This window comes from Microbacterium sp. PRC9, assembly GCF_031844125.1.
Lineage (GTDB): Bacteria > Actinomycetota > Actinomycetes > Actinomycetales > Microbacteriaceae > Microbacterium.
The window spans coordinates 458,568-476,795 of the sequence record NZ_JAUZUR010000005.1; the positions used below are offsets into that span (position 1 = coordinate 458,568).

At 70.2% G+C, this 18,228-nt stretch carries 17 protein-coding genes; 5 read left to right on the plus strand and 12 right to left on the minus strand.

Features of this window, described 5'->3' with window-relative positions; genetic code table 11:
* Nucleotides 1-18 precede the first annotated feature (18 nt).
* A complete protein-coding gene (locus Q9R33_RS13655; RefSeq protein WP_310243632.1) occupies nt 19-810 on the minus strand; it encodes an SDR family oxidoreductase in 792 nt (263 codons plus the stop codon).
* 25 nt (nt 811-835) lie between these two features.
* A complete protein-coding gene (locus tag Q9R33_RS13660; protein WP_310243635.1) occupies nt 836-1,618 on the minus strand; it encodes an SDR family oxidoreductase in 783 nt (260 codons plus the stop codon).
* 92 nt (nt 1,619-1,710) lie between these two features.
* Between Q9R33_RS13660 and Q9R33_RS13665 the strand changes: the two genes are divergently transcribed.
* Both Q9R33_RS13665 and Q9R33_RS13670 read left to right on the plus strand, forming a co-directional pair.
* The gene (locus Q9R33_RS13665; RefSeq protein WP_311294118.1) at nt 1,711-2,268 is read left to right on the plus strand and encodes a carboxymuconolactone decarboxylase family protein; all 558 of its coding nucleotides are present in this window, start codon (nt 1,711-1,713) and stop codon (nt 2,266-2,268) included.
* Between the two features lie 39 nt (nt 2,269-2,307).
* Complete coding sequence (locus Q9R33_RS13670; RefSeq protein WP_311294119.1) at nt 2,308-3,117, plus strand: IclR family transcriptional regulator; 810 nt, start codon at nt 2,308-2,310, stop codon at nt 3,115-3,117.
* A 21-nt stretch (nt 3,118-3,138) separates the two neighbouring features.
* On the opposite strand, the gene Q9R33_RS13675 is transcribed toward Q9R33_RS13670, so the two are convergent.
* The 3 genes from Q9R33_RS13675 to Q9R33_RS13685 form a co-directional block, all read right to left on the minus strand.
* On the minus strand, nt 3,139-4,026 hold the full coding sequence (locus Q9R33_RS13675) for an alpha/beta hydrolase fold domain-containing protein (RefSeq protein ID WP_311294120.1): 888 nt from the start codon (nt 4,024-4,026) through the stop codon (nt 3,139-3,141).
* Nucleotides 4,027-4,098: 72 nt separating this feature from the next.
* The gene (locus Q9R33_RS13680) at nt 4,099-4,881 is read right to left on the minus strand and encodes an alpha/beta hydrolase (RefSeq protein ID WP_311294121.1); all 783 of its coding nucleotides are present in this window, start codon (nt 4,879-4,881) and stop codon (nt 4,099-4,101) included.
* 7 nt (nt 4,882-4,888) lie between these two features.
* Nucleotides 4,889-5,434, minus strand: coding sequence for a quercetin 2,3-dioxygenase (locus Q9R33_RS13685; protein ID WP_310243648.1), 546 nt, complete (start codon nt 5,432-5,434; stop codon nt 4,889-4,891).
* 155 nt (nt 5,435-5,589) lie between these two features.
* Between Q9R33_RS13685 and Q9R33_RS13690 the strand changes: the two genes are divergently transcribed.
* Entirely contained in the window at nt 5,590-6,501 is a 912-nt protein-coding gene (locus Q9R33_RS13690; RefSeq protein WP_056366406.1) for a LysR family transcriptional regulator, read from the plus strand.
* Between the two features lie 9 nt (nt 6,502-6,510).
* Here Q9R33_RS13690 and Q9R33_RS13695 read toward each other — a convergent pair whose 3' ends face one another.
* The 4 genes from Q9R33_RS13695 to Q9R33_RS13710 are packed head-to-tail and all read right to left on the minus strand — an operon-like array spanning nt 6,511 to nt 12,109.
* Nucleotides 6,511-7,380 carry an ATP-binding cassette domain-containing protein gene (locus Q9R33_RS13695; protein WP_311294122.1) on the minus strand — a complete coding sequence of 290 codons (870 nt, stop codon included), beginning with the start codon at nt 7,378-7,380 and terminating at the stop codon, nt 6,511-6,513.
* Nucleotides 7,377-9,548, minus strand: a complete 2,172-nt coding sequence (locus tag Q9R33_RS13700) for a dipeptide/oligopeptide/nickel ABC transporter permease/ATP-binding protein (RefSeq protein ID WP_311294123.1) — start codon at nt 9,546-9,548, stop codon at nt 7,377-7,379. Before Q9R33_RS13700 ends, Q9R33_RS13695 begins: the two co-directional genes overlap by 4 nt.
* Entirely contained in the window at nt 9,545-10,486 is a 942-nt protein-coding gene (locus Q9R33_RS13705; protein ID WP_311294124.1) for an ABC transporter permease, read from the minus strand. The genes Q9R33_RS13700 and Q9R33_RS13705 overlap by 4 nt, the downstream gene beginning before the upstream one ends.
* Before the next feature lie 57 nt (nt 10,487-10,543).
* Complete coding sequence (locus Q9R33_RS13710) at nt 10,544-12,109, minus strand: ABC transporter substrate-binding protein (RefSeq protein WP_311294125.1); 1,566 nt, start codon at nt 12,107-12,109, stop codon at nt 10,544-10,546.
* A 233-nt stretch (nt 12,110-12,342) separates the two neighbouring features.
* Between Q9R33_RS13710 and Q9R33_RS13715 the strand changes: the two genes are divergently transcribed.
* Nucleotides 12,343-13,587 carry a family 1 glycosylhydrolase gene (locus Q9R33_RS13715; RefSeq protein WP_311294126.1) on the plus strand — a complete coding sequence of 415 codons (1,245 nt, stop codon included), beginning with the start codon at nt 12,343-12,345 and terminating at the stop codon, nt 13,585-13,587.
* Nucleotides 13,588-13,705: 118 nt separating this feature from the next.
* Complete coding sequence (locus Q9R33_RS13720; RefSeq protein ID WP_311294127.1) at nt 13,706-14,473, plus strand: SDR family oxidoreductase; 768 nt, start codon at nt 13,706-13,708, stop codon at nt 14,471-14,473.
* 121 nt (nt 14,474-14,594) lie between these two features.
* Here the strand turns inward: Q9R33_RS13720 and Q9R33_RS13725 are convergent, their stop codons facing one another.
* From Q9R33_RS13725 to Q9R33_RS13735, 3 genes are read right to left on the minus strand one after another with little or no spacing between them, the layout of a single operon-like run.
* Entirely contained in the window at nt 14,595-15,050 is a 456-nt protein-coding gene (locus tag Q9R33_RS13725; RefSeq protein ID WP_056366389.1) for a nuclear transport factor 2 family protein, read from the minus strand.
* The gene (locus Q9R33_RS13730) at nt 15,047-16,642 is read right to left on the minus strand and encodes a GMC oxidoreductase (RefSeq protein WP_311294128.1); all 1,596 of its coding nucleotides are present in this window, start codon (nt 16,640-16,642) and stop codon (nt 15,047-15,049) included. Before Q9R33_RS13730 ends, Q9R33_RS13725 begins: the two co-directional genes overlap by 4 nt.
* Nucleotides 16,643-16,658: 16 nt before the next feature.
* Nucleotides 16,659-18,152 carry an MFS transporter gene (locus tag Q9R33_RS13735; RefSeq protein WP_311294129.1) on the minus strand — a complete coding sequence of 498 codons (1,494 nt, stop codon included), beginning with the start codon at nt 18,150-18,152 and terminating at the stop codon, nt 16,659-16,661.
* Between the last annotated feature and the right edge of the window lie 76 nt (nt 18,153-18,228).

Here is an 18,228-nt window from a genome sequence, read left to right on the forward strand (position 1 = left end):
TTGGTGTCGGGCGGGCGCTCAGGCGCCGACCATGTTGAATCCGCCGTCGGCGAGCATGTAGCCGCCGGTCAGGTGGGCCGCCTCGTCGGTCGCGAGCCACAGGCACGCCCCGGTGACGAACTCGGGCGGCGGGATGACGCCCATCGGCGTCTGCGACAGCAGCACCTCGCGGCGGCCGTTCTTCCAGTCCTCGCGGTTCAGCAGCCGCTCGGTCTCCATGAAGCCGGGCGCGAAGGTGTTGACGCGCACCGCGGGGGCGAACGCCTTGGCGTAGGACTTCGTGATGCCGAGGATCGCGTACTTCGCCGCGGCGTACTGCGGTGCCCGCGCCGAGCCGCGCACGATCACGGTCGAGCCGACCTGCACGATGCTGCCGTGGCCCTGCGCCAGCATCCGCTCGCCGAACTCGTGCGTCATGAGGAGCGTGCCCTTGACGTCGATGTCGATGACGGCGTCGAGGGCCTCCTGCGTGAGCTCGTCCCAGTTCATCTGCTCGCTCGAGACGTCGCCGACGTTGTTGACGAGCACGTCGAGCGTGCCGAACGCGGCCCACACCTCGTCGGCCATGCGCTTGATCTGGTCCCACGAGCCGATGTCGGCCTGCACCAGGATGCCGTCGCTGCCCGCCTCGCGGATGCGCTGGAGGGTCGCCTCGGCGCCCGCCTTCGACGAGCGGTAGTGGACGGCGACCTTCGCGCCCTCCTGTGCGGCGCGGACGGCGATCTCGGCGCCGAAGCCGGTGCCGGCACCGGTGACGAGCACGGTCTTGCCGGCGAAGCGCGGGAAGATCTGCGGGGTGGGGTCGGTCATCGGGTTCTCCAATCGTCGAGCGCGCTCAGACGAGCGTGCGTCCGCCGTCGATGTACATGACATGGCCGGTGACGAACCCGGCATGCCGTGAGGACAGGAAGAGCGCGGGGCCGGTGAGCTCGTCGGGCGTGCCGAGACGGCCGGCAGGGACGAGGCTCTCGAGATCCTTGCGCTTGCCGGGCTTGGCGAGCTCTCCCGCGGTGAGCGGCGTCTCGATGTAGCCCGGCGCCAGGGCGTTCACTGTGACGCCCGACGCGGCCCACTCGCGCGCCATGACCCGCAGCAGCTGGTTGATCCCACCCTTCGAGGCCGCGTAGGGCCCGTGGGAGTGGTGGGCCAGCAGTCCGGAGACGCTCGACAGCGCGAGCACGCGGCCGTGGCCCTGCGCGACCATGTGCCGGCCGGCTGCCTGCGCCAGCCCGAAGAGGGACGACAGGTTGACCCGCAGGATGTGGTCCCACTCGTCCTCGGTGAACTCGAGGATCGGGCGCCGGTCGTTGATGCCGACGGCATGGAGCAGCACGTCGAGGCCGCCCAGCTCTTCGACGACGTCGGCCACGACCCGCTCCCCCGCGCCGTGCTCGGTGAGGTCGGCATGGTGGAGCGCGTACCGCGCCCCCGTGGCATCGAGGTCGGCGCCGATCGCGTCCAGCGCGCGCTGATCGCGGTCGACGACCGCGACGGATGCCCCGGCCTCGGCGTACGCGAGCGCGCACGCTCCGCCGATCCCGCCGGCTCCGGCGACGAGCACGCGCGCGCCCTCGAGTCCGAGCCATGCGGCCTTCGCGGCCTGGAGGGTGTCTGCCATGACGTCTCTCACAATCGAGTTCATTGGGTGAAAGCGACTTTCGTTGATTGAATGTAGGCTGATCCCAGCGATTCGTCAAATGGAGGAGACAGATGCCGCCCCGCGTTCCCCCGCTCCGCCCCGAGGAGCTCTCCCCCGCACAGGCCGACCTGTACGGCGCGATCGCCGGCGGGCCGCGCGCCCAGGGGCCGCAGCACTTCGCCCTGACCAGGCCGGACGGTTCGCTGCGCGGCCCCTTCAACGCCCTTCTGCTCGCGCCCGACCTGGGCGGCGCGCTCCAGCACGTCGGGTCCGCCATCCGTTACCGGGGTGCGCTCACCGATCGCGCGCGCGAGCTCGCGATCCTGCTGGTCGCGGCCCATTGGGACAGCGCCTTCGAGCGAGAAGCCCACGAGGCGGTGGGCGCCGCTGCGGGCCTCGGCGACGCCGAGCTGGCCGCGTTGCGGGCGGGCGACATCACGCCCTTCGAGGGCGACGAAGGTCTCGTCGCCGCCGTCACCCTCCAGCTGGTCGGCGGCGATCTGGACGACGAACTGTGGGACGCGGCATCCGTCGCCCTCGGCGCAGCCGTCGTGTTCGAGCTCACGACGCTCGTCGGCTACTACGCCACCCTCGCCCTGCAGCTGCGCGTGTTCCGCGTCGACGGCTGAGATTGCACGCCTCCGAACCGAGAGATACGGTTTCACACGATGAAAGCCGAAGAGATCCCGAGCGAGTCCGCCGAGAAGTCGCCGAGCCGATATCGCATCGAGGCGCTCGCGAAAGGGCTCGACGTCCTGCGGCTCTTCGACGAGTCCGTCACGTCGCTCAAGCTCCGCGACATCAGCGAGCGCACCGGCATCCCGATGCCGACGGCCTTCCGCGTGGTGGCGACCCTCGAAGAGGGCGGTTACCTCGAGCGCCTGGCGGACGGCGCCATCCGTCCGGGTGTCGCCGTGCTGCTGCTGGGCTCGGCCGCGCTGCGCGGGTCGAGCCTCGTCCAGCTCAGCGAGCAGCCGCTGCGCCACCTCGCCGAGGAGTCCGGCGAGACCGTCAACCTCGGCGTGCTCGTCGGCGATCAGGTGCTGTACCTCGCGCGCCTGCGCAACTCGGACCTCGTCACCGCGAACATCCAGGTCGGGTCGACGCTGCCTGCCGCCTACACCTCGATGGGCAAGCTCCTGCTGGCCTATCTGAGCGACGCAGAGCTCACCGCGGCCCTTGCTGCTCACGAGTTCGGGACGGATGCCGGACCCAACGCCGCGACGTCGCTCGACGAGCTGCGCGAGCGCCTGGCCGTCATCCGCGAACAGGGCTATTCGCTGCAGGACCAGGAGGTCGCGGCCGGCTTGCGCTCGGTCTCGGTGCCCGTATTCGGACGGGATGCCTCCAAGCCCGCCGCCGCGATCAACATCGCGGTGTCGACGCAGCGTCATGATCTCGCCTCGCTGCGTGGACCGATCCTCGATCGCCTGCGGGCGACGGCGGACGACATCTCGAGGCTCCTGCGCGCCACGTGACTCGTCCGGGACGACGCCGGCTCAGCGCGCCGCGACGGCATTCCCGATGAGCACCAGTGTGTGCTCGGCGGCCGGGTGGCCGATCTCGTTGAGGTAGCCGTGCATCGCACCCCGCTCGCGCACCACGCGGACATCGACACTTGCCGCCGCCAGTTCCGCCGCGAACGCCTCGCCAGAGGGGCGCAGGCTGTCGAGCTCGGCGTTGACCACCAGCACCTCGGGCAGGCCTGCGACGTCATGGCCGCCCGGGAATGCGTAGCCGTCGGGGTCGCTGCCGTCGGGCAGGTAGTTGCGGTTGATCGCGGCGCGGGTCTCGGGCGTGAACAGCCGCGGCGGCGGAACGTCCCGCAGGAGCCCGGCCGTCTCGTCGTTCGGAGGCAGTATGCCGTCGTGCAGCGACGGGTACACGAGCGCGAGGATGCGGGGGGCCGTCGTGCCGCGATCACGCAGTCGCATCGCGGCGCCGGCCGACAGGTTGGCACCGGCGCTTGCACCGCCCAGCGACACCCGCTCGGGGTCGGCGCCGTACGTGCGGGCGTTCGCAACGGCCCAGTCGAAGGCGACGACGGTCTGCAGTCCGGCGACCGGGAACCGGGCGCGAGGGCGGGCGGAGTCGGCCTCCGCCCGCAGCTGCTCCGGCGTGGGCAGGCCTGCGTCCGGGTCTGGCGGGGCGAGACCTTCCAGGGCGTCGAGCGGCGCAAGCGTGTAGTCGACCGACACCACGATGGTTCCGGTCTCGCTCAGCCGCCGTCCGACCTGGTCGGCCTCCGGCATCTCGAGGTCGCCGAACATGAACGCACCACCGTGCAGCCAGACCAGCAGCGAGCCGTTGGGCTCGACAGCGGGATACACGCGCACGCGGAAGTCGAAGCCGCCAGCGGAGAGCGCGACGTCGTGGATCTCGGTCATCATCGACATGCACCGAAGGGCTCAGCAGGTGATGCGAGGGGGAAGCCTTCGTCGCGGGTGGGGTCTGTCACTTCAGTCTCCTTGTGAATGTGTGACGCGCGAGCAGAAGTCGATCGCGGCGTCGAACACCGTGGACGGGTCGTCGAGCCCCTGCCAGAAGTGCTTTCCGCCCGCAACGGCGTGGAACTCGACATCGGCTCCGACGACTCGGAGTGCCTCGGCGAGCACCTCGCTCTGCGAGAACGGCACGTGCTCGTCGGCGGTGCCGTGCGCGATGTGGAACGGCGGAGCGCCGGCGTGCACCTGGTGGGCGGGACTCGCACGGCGTGCGATCTCGGGTTGCTCTGCGGCGGGTCCGCCGATCCAGCGAGCCTCACGGGTCTTCTCGGGCGGATCGCCCATGTCGTGTTCAGCCATCGTGAGGAGGTCGGCGGGACCGAACCAGTCCACGACGCCGCGCACGTCACGGCGGCGGAGCCCCGTGAGCGCGGCGAGCGTCGCGCCCGCCGAGACTCCCCACAGCACCGTGCGCGAGGCATCCACGCCACACTCGGCCGCGTGGTCCTGCAACCACGTGATCGCGGCATCCACGTCGTCCAGCTGTGCGGGGAAGCGCGCCTCGCCGCTCAGCCGATACTCGACCGACGCGATCGCGAAGCCCGCGGCGACGATGCGGTCGAACGAATCGGCGACGCTGATGCCGGGGGTGAAGACCTTGCGGCTGCCGCGCAGCCACCCCCCGCCGTGCAGGAAAACGACGAGGGGCGCGCCTGCGGTCTCGGGGGTGCGCAGGTCGAGCGACAGCGGCCGGAATCCCTCGGGCTGGGCGACGTCGACCTCGAAGAGCGAGGACACGGGTGCGTCAGTCGCGGAACTGGAACTCGGGCATGAAGATCGTGGCGTACTTCTCGCCCGCGGCGCGCATGATCGAGAAATCCGGCACGTACACGCCCTGAGGCTCATCGAGGTCGGTCTTCTGGCCGATCGCGTGGAAGAACCGCTCGAAGCCCGCCGTGCCGGCGCCGAACACCGTCGTGGTGTTCTCGATCTTGAAGGCATGGACGATGTTCGCCGGCACGAACGCGAAGTCGCCCGTGGTGAGGGTGGTCTTGCTGTGGTAGTCCGCCTGGTCGTCCATCCACACCGAGATCTCGCCGTCGACGACGTAGAAGAACTCGTGGGTCTTGAGGTGCGTGTGGGCGGGGATGCGGTCCCCCTGACGCGCCTTCATCGTCCACGCGCCGTACTGGTCGTCCGTCTCGTCTCCCGAGACCAGGATCTCGAAGAGCTGGTCGAAGACGAGTGACTTCTCACCCTGCCCGTTGCCGATCACGTAAGGCTTCGGGGCCGCGGGCAGGATTCCGGCGAACGCGACCTTGTCGGGGTCGTCAGCGGCGAAAGTGGTCATGCTTACCTCCATGTAAGACAGTGGTGCCGTTAGGCAGACGGGAACATCGGGCCATTCCGATCGACCGTTCCAGATGCCTCAAGTCTCACGAGGTTGCGCACCCTGAGGAAGTTCGACATCCCTACCCGGCGTTAGCCTGAGGCTAAGATCCGAGCATGGACGTGCCCATCCACGTGATCCGGTATTTCTGCGTGCTCGCCGAGGAGCTGCACTTCGGTCGCGCCGCCGAGCGCCTCAGCATCACCCCTCCGTCGCTGAGCCAGCAGATCAGCCGCCTCGAGCAGCAGCTCGGCGTCAAGCTGTTCGATCGAAGTCCTCGCAAAGTCGAGCTCACCGGCTACGGGCGCGACCTGCTGCCTCTCGCCCGTCGTGTGCAGGACGACCACGATCAGCTCCTCGCCTGGGCGCAGTCGGTGCGCCGCGATCAGCACACGCCGCTCCTGCGGGTCGGCGTCGTCGCCGCAGGCGCGGGCGCGCTGACGACCGCCGCGATCGCCGCGACGATGCAGGCGATCCCGACGGCGCGGATCGAGATGCGGCGGCTCGGCTTCTTCGACGTGGCCTCGGAACTCGAAGCCGGGCGGGTCGATGTCGTGTTCGCGCCGTCGCCGATGGTGCTGCCGCCTCGGATCCGTGTGGAGCCGCTGTGGCGCGAGCCGCGGGTGCTCGTCGTCCCCGCCGGTCACGCCCTCGCCGGACGAGAGTCGGTCACCATCGTGGAGACCAACGACGAGGTGTTCGTGGCGGTCGCCCGCGGGGTTCCCGAGGTCGTGAACTGGTGGATCGTCGACCCCCGCCCGGACGGGACGCGACCCCGCCGCGGCCCGACGGCCGACAGCGTCGACGGGCTCTTCGAGCTGGTCGCAGCCGGGGCGGGGGTGAACATCGCGGGGCAGTCCGCTTCACGCCAGTACCGCCGCGACGAGCTCGCGTTCGTGCCGATCTCCGACATCGAGCCGGCCACGATCGTGCTGTGCAGCCTCAGCGATTCGCCGAACCCGATGGTCAGGACGTTCCGCGAGACGGCGCAGGAGCTCTCGCCGCTCGTCGATGCGACGCTCCACTGACCCGCCGGGTCAGCCGACCGCCGCCTTCGCCTGCGCCCGCAGCCTCTGCCAGACCTCGCGGCGGCGGGCCTGCTCGTCGGGATCCGGCACGGGCGAGGCTGCCATGAGCACACGCGTGTACTCGCTCTGCGGGCTGCGGATGACGTCGACCGTGGCTCCCTGCTCCATGACCTTTCCGCGATAGAGCACGACGACCCGCTGGGCGAGGAACTCGACGACCGCCATATCGTGGGCGATGAAGAGGTAGCCGAGATCGGCGCCGGCACGCAGCTCGGCGAGGAGGTTCAGCACCTGCGCCTGCGTCGACAGATCGAGCGCGCTCACCGCCTCGTCGCACACGACCAGGCGCGGATCCGTCACGAGTGCCCGCGCGATCGCGATCCGCTGCCGCTGCCCGCCGGAGAACTGGCGCGGGTACCGGTCGTACGAGCCGGCCGGAAGCCCCACCGACGCGAGGACCTCATTCGCGCGGCGCTCCCGCTCCTCGCGGGCGACACCGGCGACGCGGAGCGGCTCCGTGAGGGCGTCGCCGATCACCCGGCGCGGGTTGAGCGACGAGAACGGGTCCTGGAACACCGCGCGAAGGTCTCCCTGCAACGCGCGACGTTCGGCGACGCTGGCGCGCGTGATGTCGCGCCCCTCGAAGAGGATCTGCCCGTCGCTCACCGGCTGCAGGCCAAGGATCGCCCGGCCGATCGTCGTCTTTCCCGAACCGGACTCGCCGACGAGCCCGAGCGTCTCACCGCGGGCGATCGCGAACGAGACGTCGTCGACCGCGGCCGGTCCCTTCTTGCCGTAGCGCACGACGAGGTTGCGCACCTCGAGCAGCGGCGCATCCGTGCCCTGCGCGCCGACGGAAACCGTGTCTGGGGCACTCATCGTCCTGCTCCTGTTGTCACGGGCAGCCGCCATTCGTCCTGGCGACCCTGCACGTCATCTCGCCGGACGCAGCGGACTCCTCCTTCGCCCTGGGCACGCGGGTCGAGCGGCACCGTCACGAGGCACTCGTCGCGCGCGAAGCGGCAGCGCTCGGCGAAGCGGCACCCGGTCGTCCACGACCCCGGCAGCGGCACCTGACCGGGGATCGACGCGAGGCGCGCGGTCCCTTCGAGATCGAGGATCGCGTGCGGATCGGCCGCGAGCAGCGCCATGGTGTACGGGTGCTCGGGCCGCAGCAGCACGTCGCGCACGGTGCCGGTCTCGACGATCTCGCCCGCGTACATGACCGACACGTCGTCGCAGATGTCGGCGACGACACCGAGGTCGTGGGTCACGATGATGATCGACATCCCGCGTTCCGCGATGAGCCCGCGCAGCAGCGCCAGGATCTCGGCCTGGATCGTGACGTCGAGCGCCGTCGTGGGCTCGTCGGCGACGAGCAGACTCGGCGTGCCGCTCAGGGCGAGGGCGATCGCGACGCGCTGCGCCATGCCGCCCGAGATCTGGTGCGGATAGCTCTTCAGCACGCGCGGCGGATCGACGATGCCGACGTCGGTGAGCAGCTGAGAGGCGATGCGCTTGGCCTCGGCCCGTCCGACGCCGCGCAGGCGCCGGATCGCGGCTGCGAGCTGCGCGCCGACCGTGAACATGGGATCGAGCGCTCGCGTCGGCTCCTGCGAGATGAAGGCGATCTCGTGGCCGCGCACCCTCTGGAGGGTCTTCTCGGCGGCTCCCGCGAGATCGGCGCCCCGCCAGCCGATGCGACCCGAGCGCACCGAGAGTCCCGGCGCGAGCAGACCCAGCAGCGCGTAGGACGTCACGCTCTTGCCGCACCCCGATTCGCCGACGAGCCCCATGACGGTGCCCGGGCGGACCCGCATCGAGACGCCGGTCACGAGGGCGGGGCCGCCGTCGACACCGATCACGAGGTCCTCGACGACGAGCCCGTGATCGTCGTTCGCGAGCTGCTCACGGCTCGTCGAGGCGCCCGGCGACGCCGGCCCCGAGGTGGGTCTCGACACCGCGTCGGCGGGCAGTCCGCCGAGGGCGATGACGTCGACCTGCGCTTGCGCATCGCGCAGCGGGTCGGCGTTCGACCCCGGGTACGAGGCATCCGCGATCATGTCGAGGGATTCGGGGGCGGCATCGTCCGCCAGCCCCGCGGCGGGGAGATCGTCGGCGACGGCGGACGCGGCGACCTCGGTCGCGGGCGCGCGTCGCAGGCGGCGACGGAGTGCGACGAGCGGGGGCGGAACTGCCGTACCTCCCGCGAGCACGTCCGCGAGGGAGTTGGCGGCGATGAGCGTGAGCGCGAGGATGCCGCCGGTCGGCACCATCATCCAGGGCTGCTGGAAGATGAAGCGCGACGCGGTCTGGATCATGCCGCCCCAGGTGGGCTCGGGCGGCTGGGGCCCGAGTCCGATGAACGCGAGGGCCGCCTGCATCCCGATGCCGACGCCGAAGAGCAGGACGAACTGCACGATGACGGTCGTCGACATGTTCGGCAGCACGTGGCGGATGCTCGCCCGCATCGGCCGCACGCCGTCGATCGCGGCCGCCTCGACGTAGAGCTGCGTGTGCAGCGACTTCGCCTGGCCGAAGAAGATCTTGTACATCGCCCCGAAGAGCAGCAGCCCGAACGCCGCCATGACGAGCGGCATGTTGGTGCCGACCGCCGCGATGAAGGCGAGGATGATGACGGTTCCGGGCAGCGACAGGACGATCTCGCTGACCTGGTTCATCGCCCCTTCACCGCGCCGGCTCCGAGCCGCCCAGAGCGTGATGGGGATCGTGACCAGTACCGCGACGATCGGCACCACGAGTCCGATGAAGATCGTCGGGGCGGCGGCGGTCACCAGACGCGAGAGGATGTCGCGGCCCAGCTCGTCCGTGCCGAGGAGGTGTGCGAGCGAGGGGCCCTGGAGCACGACGGAGAGGTCCTGCTCGAGCGGGCCGTACCGCAGCCACAGCGGCGAGGTGAGCGACGCGAGAACGAGCCCGACGAGCCAGATGATCGAGATGACGGCGGCCGGCGAGCGCAGCACGCGCAGGCGCAGCTTCCGCTCCGAGCGGCGGGGGCGGACGATCGAGGTCGTCGAGACGGTCATGAGGCACGCAGCTTCGGGTCGAGGGTCCGGTTGAGGAGTTCCAGCGCGACGTTCACGATCACGACCACGAGGGTCGCGACGAGCACGAGCGCCTGCACGAACGGGAGGTCGGCGGAGCCGACGGCGCTCTGCATGGCCTGACCGATGCCGGGCAGGGCGAAGAGCACCTCGATGACCACCGAGCCGCTGAACAGGACGATGAACATGACGGCCACGCTCGCGAGGATCGGGAGGCTTGCTCCGCGCAGCGCGTGGACGTAGATGATGCGGTTCGTCGGGGTTCCGACGGCGCGGAGGGTGCGGATGTGCTCCTGCGCGAGCGACTCCGACATCGAGGCCCGCGTCTGCCGGGCGATGCCGGCGGCCGACGTGATCGCGATCGTGAGGACGGGCAGCACGAGGGAGCGCGCCCACGCGGCCGGGTCGTTCGCGAACGGCACGAAACCGGTCGCGGGAAGCAGCCGCAGCTGGACGGCGAAGACGTAGACGAGCAGGACTCCGACCCAGAAGGCCGGGACGGAGAGCAGGATGCCGGAGGCCGCCGTGATGGCCTTGTCGACCGCTCCGCGGCGCACCGCCGCGATGACGCCCACGACGATGCCGATGAGGGCGGCCACAAGGGTTCCGAAGACGGCGAGCGCCGCGGTCACAGGGAGCCGCTTGGCGATGTCGGGGCCGATGGGACGCCCGTCGATGAGGGACGTGCCGAGGTTGCCCTGCAGCACCTGCGCGACCCAGGCGAGGTACTGCTGGATCCAGGGGTCGTACCAGCCGATCGACTCGTTGTACGCCGCCACCTGCTCGGGCGTGGCCGACTGCCCGAGGGCGACGCCGCCGGGCGTCGAGCCCGAGAGGTGGACGAGCATGAACGCGATCCACGATGCGATCAGCAGTGTCGCGATGCCCCAGGCGACGCGCTTCAGGATGAAGATGAGCATCAGAACTCTCCCTGACGGGCGGTGCCGACGACGCGGGTCGCCGGCACCGCCGTCGGATCAGGATGCGGGCTGGATGGAGGCCAGGATCGGGAAGGCCTCGGCGCCCGGGAACGTCGGCTCGGCGACCTTCTTCGCGTTGTACGCCCACGGCGCCAGCTGCTCGAACAGCGGGATGAGCCATCCCGAGTCGACGATCGCGCGGTTGAGGTCCTTCAGGGCCGCGGTCTGCGCCGCTTCGTCGCCCGTCGCCGCACCGTATGCGCCGGCGGCGGCCTTGATCTCGGGGTTGTCCGCGCCGTGGAAGTTCGCGAAGCCGAACAGCACCCCGAAGACGTTGCCGAGCGGGTTGGTCCACGTCAGCGGGATCGGCCCGCCGAGCGGCTCGGTCTGCACGACGGCGAAGATCTCCTCGGTCGACGCGGCGTTCTTCAGCGTCATGTTGACGCCGATCGCCTCCCAGTAGGGCTGCAGCGCCTCGAGGTCGCGCTGGCTGGCGGAGGAGATCGTGAAGGTGAAGTCGAAGCCGTCAGGGTAGCCCGCCTCGGCGAGGAGCTCCTTGGCGGCGTCGGGGTCGTAGGCGTACTCCTCGTCGAGCTCGGGCAAGTAGCCCGGGTTGTCGGCGGGCAGCGCGTTCGCCGTCGGCAGTTCGCCCGGGTGGATCGCCTCGACGAACGCCTCGCGGTCGATCGCCATCGAGAGCGCCTGGTATACGCGCGGGTCTGCCCACTGTTCTCCGAGAGCACCCGTCTTGTCGAAGGCCACGATGTTCTGCACGGTGCCGCCGTTGGCGACGAGCCCGACACCCGCGGACTCGACCTGAGCCTGCGTGTCGGCCGTGATGTAGGCCAGGTCGACCTCGCCCGAGATCACCGCGTTGACGCGAGCCTGCGGGTCGAGGACGGGGCGGAACTCGTAGGAGTCGAAGGGATAGTCCGCGGCCGCGTCGCTGCCTTCCTTCTTGACGAGCAGGTAGGAGTTGCCCTTCACTGTGGCTTCCTCGTCGACGGTGAGGGGTCCCGAGCCGTCCGGCGTCGTGTCGAGCGTGGAGCGGTCGGCGGCGCCCGTCGGCCCGACGATCGCCCCTGCGGGCAGCACGAGGTTCGCCTCGAAGCCGGGCTGCGCCGACGCGAAGGTGAGCGTCACGGTGTCGTCGTCGACGACCGTGACCTCCGAGATCTCGTTCTGCCCGCCGGTCGCGAAGCCGTTGTAGGCCGAGAGGTCCGGGTTGCCGCGCGCGTCGAGGTTCTCCTTCACGAGTTCGGCGCTCAGCGCCGTGCCGTCGTCGAAGGTCGCGCTGGTGTCGAGGTCGAGCGTGAGCTGCGTGTTGTCCTCGTTGTACTCGAACGACGTCACGAGATCGGGGACCACCTGGCCGTCCTCGTCGAGCAGGAACAGCGAGTCGTAGATCCCCTCGAAAAAGAAACGCTGGCCGCTGCCGTAGCGGACCGGGTCGTACCCGAGCGCGGCCTGGTCGGAGTCGAGGCCGATGACGAGCTTCGACGTGTCGGCCGCACCGCCGGTCTGGCTGGGATCGCCTGCGCCGCTGCAGCCCGCCAGTGCGAGGGCTGATACGGCGACGGCCGCAATGACGGCGGCGCCGCGTGCTGTGATGAGTCGGGACATCCTGATCTCCTGTGATCGGTGTGCTGCTGCGGACTTCGGTGTCGTGATCGCGATTCGGGATGCGATCTTTCGGTCAAGAGTGACGATCCACGGGCGGTTTGGCCATTCGGATTCCTCTGGGATTCGTTAGCCGCGGCCTAACGCTGGTCGTTCTCCTCCGTGCACCCAATGAAAATAGCTTTCGCAGAATGAACAATTCGTGCATGATGAACGGAGTTCAGAGAGGACCACTCATGCCCGCAGCATCCTTCCCCGCCGACTTCCTCTGGGGAGTCGCCACCGCCGGCCATCAGAACGAGGGCGACAACGTCACCAGCGACACGTGGTTCCTCGAGAACGTGACGCCGACCGTCTTCCAGGCACGCTCGGGCAAGGCGACCAACGGCTGGGAGCTGTGGGAGTCCGACCTCGACATCGTCGCCGGCCTGGGGCTCAACGCCTATCGCTTCTCGGTCGAATGGGCCCGCGTCGAACCTGTTGAAGGCGAGTTCTCGTCCGAGGCGCTCGATCACTACGAGGCGATCGTGGACGGATGCCGCGCCCGCGGCCTCGCGCCGATCGTGACGTTCAACCACTTCACGTCGCCGCACTGGTTCGCGGGCCGCGGGGCGTGGCTGGACCCCGAGGCGCCGGAGCTCTTCGCCCGCTACTGCGGCGTCGTGATGGACCGCTTCGGCGACCGCATCGAGCTCGGTGTGACCTTCAACGAGCCGGATCTGCCCGAGATGCTGACGTGGGCGGACCTTCCCTCCTTCGTGGCCGACCTCGAACGCGCGACGCTGGCAGCCGCATCCGAAGCCGCCGGTGTGGAGAGATACCGGGCCGGCAACGTCATGACCCGTGAGGACTTCGCCGGGATGCGTGCCGGCATGACGGCGGCCCACACCGCGGCGAAGGCCGCCATCAAGGAGCGCCGCGCCGACCTGCCGATCGGTCTCTCGCTCGCGATGTGCGACGACGTCGCCGTGCCCGGCGGCGAAGCGGTCCGCGACCGCAAGCGGGCAGAGGTCTACGACTACTGGCTGCGACTGGCCGCCGACGACGACTTCGTCGGCGTGCAGAACTACGAGCGCCTGGTCTACGGACCCGACGGACTGCTGCCCGCGCCGGAGGGCGCCGTGCTCAACGGCATGGGCACGACGGTCGACCCCGACTCGCTGCGCGGCGCCGTCGAGTACGCCTACGCCGTGGCCGGCGTCCCGATCCTCGTCAGCGAGCACGGCGTGAGCACGCCGGATGACAGCATCCGTGCCGACTTCATCGAGCCGTCGCTCGAGGGCCTCGCTCAGGCGATCGCCGACGGCGTCCCCGTGATCGGGTACTGCCACTGGACGCTCATGGACAACTTCGAGTGGATCTTCGGCTACGGCCCGAGGCTCGGTCTGCACGAGGTGGATCCTGAGACCTTCGCACGCACCGAGAAGCCGAGCGCGGATGTCTACCGGCAGCTGGTGGGTCGCTATCGCCCGGAGGCGTGATCCTCAGTCCGAGATGAGGGTGCCGCCGTCGGGCGCCGGCGCGGGTTCGGCGATTCCGATGCGCGGCATCAGCGGATGCCGGTTCCCGCCGGCTGGGCGGTGGTCTAGCGTCGCGTCCATGACCAGGTATCCGGGCCTCGAGGGAGGCACGATCGTCGTGACCGGGGCGGGAGGCGGCCAGGGTGCGGCGGAGGCGCGCGTGCTGGCGGAAGCGGGAGCGCGCGTCATCACCACCGATGTGACGGACGCCCCGGCCTCACCCACGGAGGGCGTCGAGTACCGGCGGCTCGATGTGTCGGACGAGGGCGACTGGACCGCACTCGCCGCCCACCTGACGGAAGCACTCGACGGCGAACCGCTCCGCGGCCTCGTGAACAACGCCGGCATCACGCATCGCGCGCGGCTGGGCACGGTCGATCGTGCGGACTGGGACCGGGTGCTCGCGGTCAACCTCACAGGCCCGATGCTCGGCATCCAGGCGCTCGCGCCGCTGATGGGGACCGGCTCGTCGATCGTCAACATCGGCTCGTCGGCCGCGCTCAACGCGCACTACCCCGTGGCGTACACGACGTCGAAGTGGGGGCTTCGCGGTCTCACCCACGTCGCGGCGACGGAGCTCGGGGCGCGCGGCATCCGTGTCAACGTCGTTCATCCCGGCTTCATCGAGACGCCGATGACCGCGAACGCGCCCGAGGCGATGCGCGCGGCGCAGCTCGCCCTGACGCCGCTCGACCGGCTCGGGCAGGCGGACGAGGTCGCCGAGGCGGTGGCCTTCCTGCTGTCGGACGCGGCGTCCTACCTCACCGGCGCCGAGATCCCCGTCGACGGCGGTGCGACGTCGTCGGCGGGCACCAAGTTCATGGCCGACCGCATCGCGGGCGCCTGACCGGTCTGCCGGGACGATTCGGCACCGTCACACGATCTCGCCGAACCGACACGTTCGGCGCGCGCGCATCGTGTCATCTCGGCGAGAGCACACGACGTGGACGTCCTGAGCGGCGGTCCCCTCAGGACCCGAGGGGCGTGCGGCCCTTCGCCCGCGCTGCGCGCTCGGCGCCCGCGAGGATCTCCGAGTCGAAGAACTCCTGCTGCAGGATCACCGCGCCGTCCTGCACGCGGATCAGGTGCACGAACGACTGCGGGTAGGGCTCACCGAGGAACCGCGCCTCGTCGACCATCCGACTCGTCACGAAGAACAGCCCGGGGTCGACGCAGTCGTGGATCACGAGGTCGGTGTGGACGACGTTCTCGAACATGCCGGCGTTCGCGTGCGTGTTGGCGACGATGTCGTCGCGGCCCTCCCACCGCGTCTTGGGCAGCTCGGACGGCGCGAACGGCAGCTCCTTCACCCCGTCCGGGTGCCACAGCGCGATCCGCTCGGCCGGATTGCCGAGGTTCGAGGTGAAGAACGCCTCGACCACCGCGCGATTGCCTGCGCGAAGTGCGGCATCTCCCCCGGTCATCGGGCGACCTGCTCGACCCGCGCGGCATCCAGCTGCTCGACGAGCTTGCGGGCACCGCGGACGGCGATCGCAACGCTCATGAGCGTCGGGTTCATGGTGTTGGCCGTCGGGATCAGGGCGTTCCCGCCGACGACGAGGTTGTCGTAGCCCCAGACCCGCGAGTACGGATCCGCGACCGACGTGCCGTCGTCGGACGGTCCCATCCGCAGGGTGCCCATATAGTGCAGGCTCGAGCCGTTGGGCAGCAGCCGCGGCTCGGCGACGAAGGCGCCGAGGGCGGCGCCGGCCCGACGCACGCGCGCGGTGGCCTCGTCGAGCTCGGGCTGCTCGGCATCCGTCAGCGCGTACTCGATCGTCATGTTGGGGAAGCCGCGGTAGTCGAGCTCGCTGTCGTCGAAGGTGACGCCGTCCTCGACGCGCGGGTGCTTGCGCACGCCGTAACCCATGTTCACGTAGCCCCAGCGGTTGCCCGCGGCGGGGTGCGAGGGGTCGAGCTGGAAGGGCGGGTTCTCGGCGTACATGACCTGGAGCGAGAAGGGGTGCCCCGGCTCCGAGAACGGGATCCGGTTGACGGCCGCGACCGGGTCGGCCGCGTTCTGGGCGCGTCGGGCGAGCTCGGCCGTGAACTCCTCGTCCGTGATGCGCGCGCTCATGCGCTCCTCGTCGAGGGCCACCGTCGTGATGACGACGTGGTGCTCGGTGAGGTAGCGCCCGAGGGCGCGGGGACGGATGCCGCTGGCCCAGAGCAGCTGCGGAGAGCGGAACGCGTCGGCGGCCACGACGACGACATCGGCCGGGAAGAACGAGACCTCCTTCGTGCGGAGATCCTCGATCGTGACGCCGGTAGCCACGCCGTCCTCGGTCTCGATGCGCCGCACCAGCGTGAGGTCGCGCAGCTCGAACCGCGCCGACTCGGGGGTGCCGGCCTCGATGAGGGGTCCCAGCACCGTGTTCGCACCGGCCCACACCATGGAACCGTCGGGCTGCGGGTCTCCGGCGACCGGGAGCGTGCCCACGCCGTAGCCGGCGGGCAGCTCGGCGCCGAACTCGTCGTTCAGGAGCGAGCGGATCGCCGTTCCGATGGCCGAATCGGCGAACGCCGCCTGCTGCGCGTGCAGCAGTCCCTCGGCCGTCGAGATCAGGTCCTCCCACTCGGCGTCGCCGATGAAGTCGACCTTCTCACTGAAGGCCGGACGCGGTATCGCGCAGGTCCAGTGCGCGCCCTGGCCGCCGACGTTCGTCGCGGCCGCCGCCGCGGGGAAGGTGGCGGCGTGCGCGGATCCCGGCCCGCCGAAGTCGAGCAGGTGCGTCCCCTGCCGGGCCGTGAACATCCCCTCGACGACGACACCGGCGGGGATGCCCAGACTCTCGCGGAAGGCGCCAGACTGCGGCCCCTGCGACATCTCGCGAGCGCGGGCCTTCTCATCGGGGTCGGCGATGTTGCGCACGCTTTCACCGGGAACGGCGGTGAGCTGCGGGCCGGCCTCGAACATCACGACGCGGGCGTCAGGGCTCGCCTCGAGGATGACGCGGGCGTACGCGGAGCCGATCGGGCCGGAGCCGACGACAGCGACGGTGGGGGTGGAAGACATGGGGTACCTCTTCTGGTCACGCGGTGAGGGGTTCGGAACTGGGTGCCGGTGCGGGCTCGGACTCGTCCGAGAGGCGACCGGCGGGAAGGAGCACCGCGGCGACGACGCCGACGGCGTAGGTGACGGCGAGAGCCGCGAACACGGGAGTGAAGATGCCGCTGTAGATCCCGGCGACCTGGCTCTGCACCGCGGCGGACGCGTCGTGCACGAACTGCGGTGTCAGCGTCGCCGCATCGAGCGACGATGGGAGCAGCGCCGCGACGCCGAAGCCGATGACTCCGCCGATGATCGCGGTCGCGACGGTCGAGCCGACCTGGCGCACGAGGTTCACGGTGGCCGTCATGCTGCCGGTGTCGCGACGCGGCGCGGCGCTCTGCACGACCGCGATGACGAGACTCATGAAGGCGCCGGTGCCGACGCCGACGACGGCCATGACGATCATCGGCACCCATAGCGGCAAGCCCACCGGGAGGACCGACATGACGAACAGCCCGGCGGCGCTCAGCGCGGTGCCCACGATGCAGTAGACGCGGTAGTGGCCGGTGCGGCTGACGAGCCACCCGGTCGCGAGATTGCTCACCAGCATCCCGAACACGGTCGCGATCGGCACGAGACCCGACACCGTCGCGCTCGTGCGGTAGGCCATCTGGAAATACGTCGGCAGATACGCGGTGATCGAGAACAGCCCGATGCCGATGATGGCCGACAGCACCGTGCCCACCGCGATGGTGCGGTCGGCGAAGAGTCGCAGCGGAACCAGGGGTTCGGGCGCCCGCAGCTCGATGAGGAAGAACGCGGCGAACGCCATGCCCGCCACGACGAAGGCGACGACGGATGCTGCCGCCAGCACGGGATCGCCGACCCACGTCACGGCGAGCACCAGAGCGACCATCGCGATCGCGAACGAGACCGAGCCGCCGACATCGAACCGACGCCGGCCGAAGCCTGGCAGATGGGGCACGGCGACGAGGGCGAGCAGGAGCGCGGCGACGCCGAACGGGATGTTGATCCAGAACACCCACTGCCAGCCCCAGTAGTCCGTGATGAGGCCGCCGAGCACGGGCCCGATGAGGATCGCGACGGGGAAGGCGGCGCCGATCAGCGCGAGATACCGCGGCCGCTCGCGCGGGGTGGTCACGCGGGCGACGATGGTCTGCGACATCAGGTGCAGCCCCGCCGAGCTCATGCCCTGCACGACGCGCGCGCCGATGAGCTGTGGCATGTCCTGCGCGAAGCCGCACGCGAGCGACGCGACGAGGAACAGCACCAGCGACACCAGGAACACGGCGCGCGGCCCCACCGCATCGCCCAGCTTTCCGAGGACCGGCAGCAGCACGGTGCTCGCCAGCGTGTAGCCCACGACGACCCACCCCATCTGGGCGAGGGCTCCGAGTTCTCCTGCGACGGTCGCGAGGGACGTCGACACGATCGTGTGGTCGAGGGCTCCGAGGATCGCGACCGTCAGGAGGGAGACGATCAGGAGGCGAAGCCTCCACGGTGACATGCTCATACGCGTTCTGGCCCGTACGACCGGGCGATCGACGCGACGGGGTGTGCCCCTGGGCGGCTTCGCCGCAGGGAACGGG

Coding starts and splice junctions, on each gene's coding strand:
- Q9R33_RS13720 (WP_311294127.1), top strand. CDS start 13,706: ATGACCAGGTATCCGGGCCTCGAGGGAGGCACGATCGTCGTGACCGGG.
- Q9R33_RS13725 (WP_056366389.1), bottom strand. CDS start 15,050: ATGACCGGGGGAGATGCCGCACTTCGCGCAGGCAATCGCGCGGTGGTC.
- Q9R33_RS13715 (WP_311294126.1), top strand. CDS start 12,343: ATGCCCGCAGCATCCTTCCCCGCCGACTTCCTCTGGGGAGTCGCCACC.
- Q9R33_RS13700 (WP_311294123.1), bottom strand. CDS start 9,548: ATGACCGTCTCGACGACCTCGATCGTCCGCCCCCGCCGCTCGGAGCGG.
- Q9R33_RS13670 (WP_311294119.1), top strand. CDS start 2,308: ATGAAAGCCGAAGAGATCCCGAGCGAGTCCGCCGAGAAGTCGCCGAGC.
- Q9R33_RS13710 (WP_311294125.1), bottom strand. CDS start 12,109: ATGTCCCGACTCATCACAGCACGCGGCGCCGCCGTCATTGCGGCCGTC.
- Q9R33_RS13705 (WP_311294124.1), bottom strand. CDS start 10,486: ATGCTCATCTTCATCCTGAAGCGCGTCGCCTGGGGCATCGCGACACTG.
- Q9R33_RS13655 (WP_310243632.1), bottom strand. CDS start 810: ATGACCGACCCCACCCCGCAGATCTTCCCGCGCTTCGCCGGCAAGACC.
- Q9R33_RS13690 (WP_056366406.1), top strand. CDS start 5,590: ATGGACGTGCCCATCCACGTGATCCGGTATTTCTGCGTGCTCGCCGAG.
- Q9R33_RS13660 (WP_310243635.1), bottom strand. CDS start 1,618: ATGGCAGACACCCTCCAGGCCGCGAAGGCCGCATGGCTCGGACTCGAG.
- Q9R33_RS13685 (WP_310243648.1), bottom strand. CDS start 5,434: ATGACCACTTTCGCCGCTGACGACCCCGACAAGGTCGCGTTCGCCGGA.
- Q9R33_RS13695 (WP_311294122.1), bottom strand. CDS start 7,380: ATGAGTGCCCCAGACACGGTTTCCGTCGGCGCGCAGGGCACGGATGCG.
- Q9R33_RS13730 (WP_311294128.1), bottom strand. CDS start 16,642: ATGTCTTCCACCCCCACCGTCGCTGTCGTCGGCTCCGGCCCGATCGGC.
- Q9R33_RS13675 (WP_311294120.1), bottom strand. CDS start 4,026: ATGACCGAGATCCACGACGTCGCGCTCTCCGCTGGCGGCTTCGACTTC.
- Q9R33_RS13665 (WP_311294118.1), top strand. CDS start 1,711: ATGCCGCCCCGCGTTCCCCCGCTCCGCCCCGAGGAGCTCTCCCCCGCA.
- Q9R33_RS13735 (WP_311294129.1), bottom strand. CDS start 18,152: ATGAGCATGTCACCGTGGAGGCTTCGCCTCCTGATCGTCTCCCTCCTG.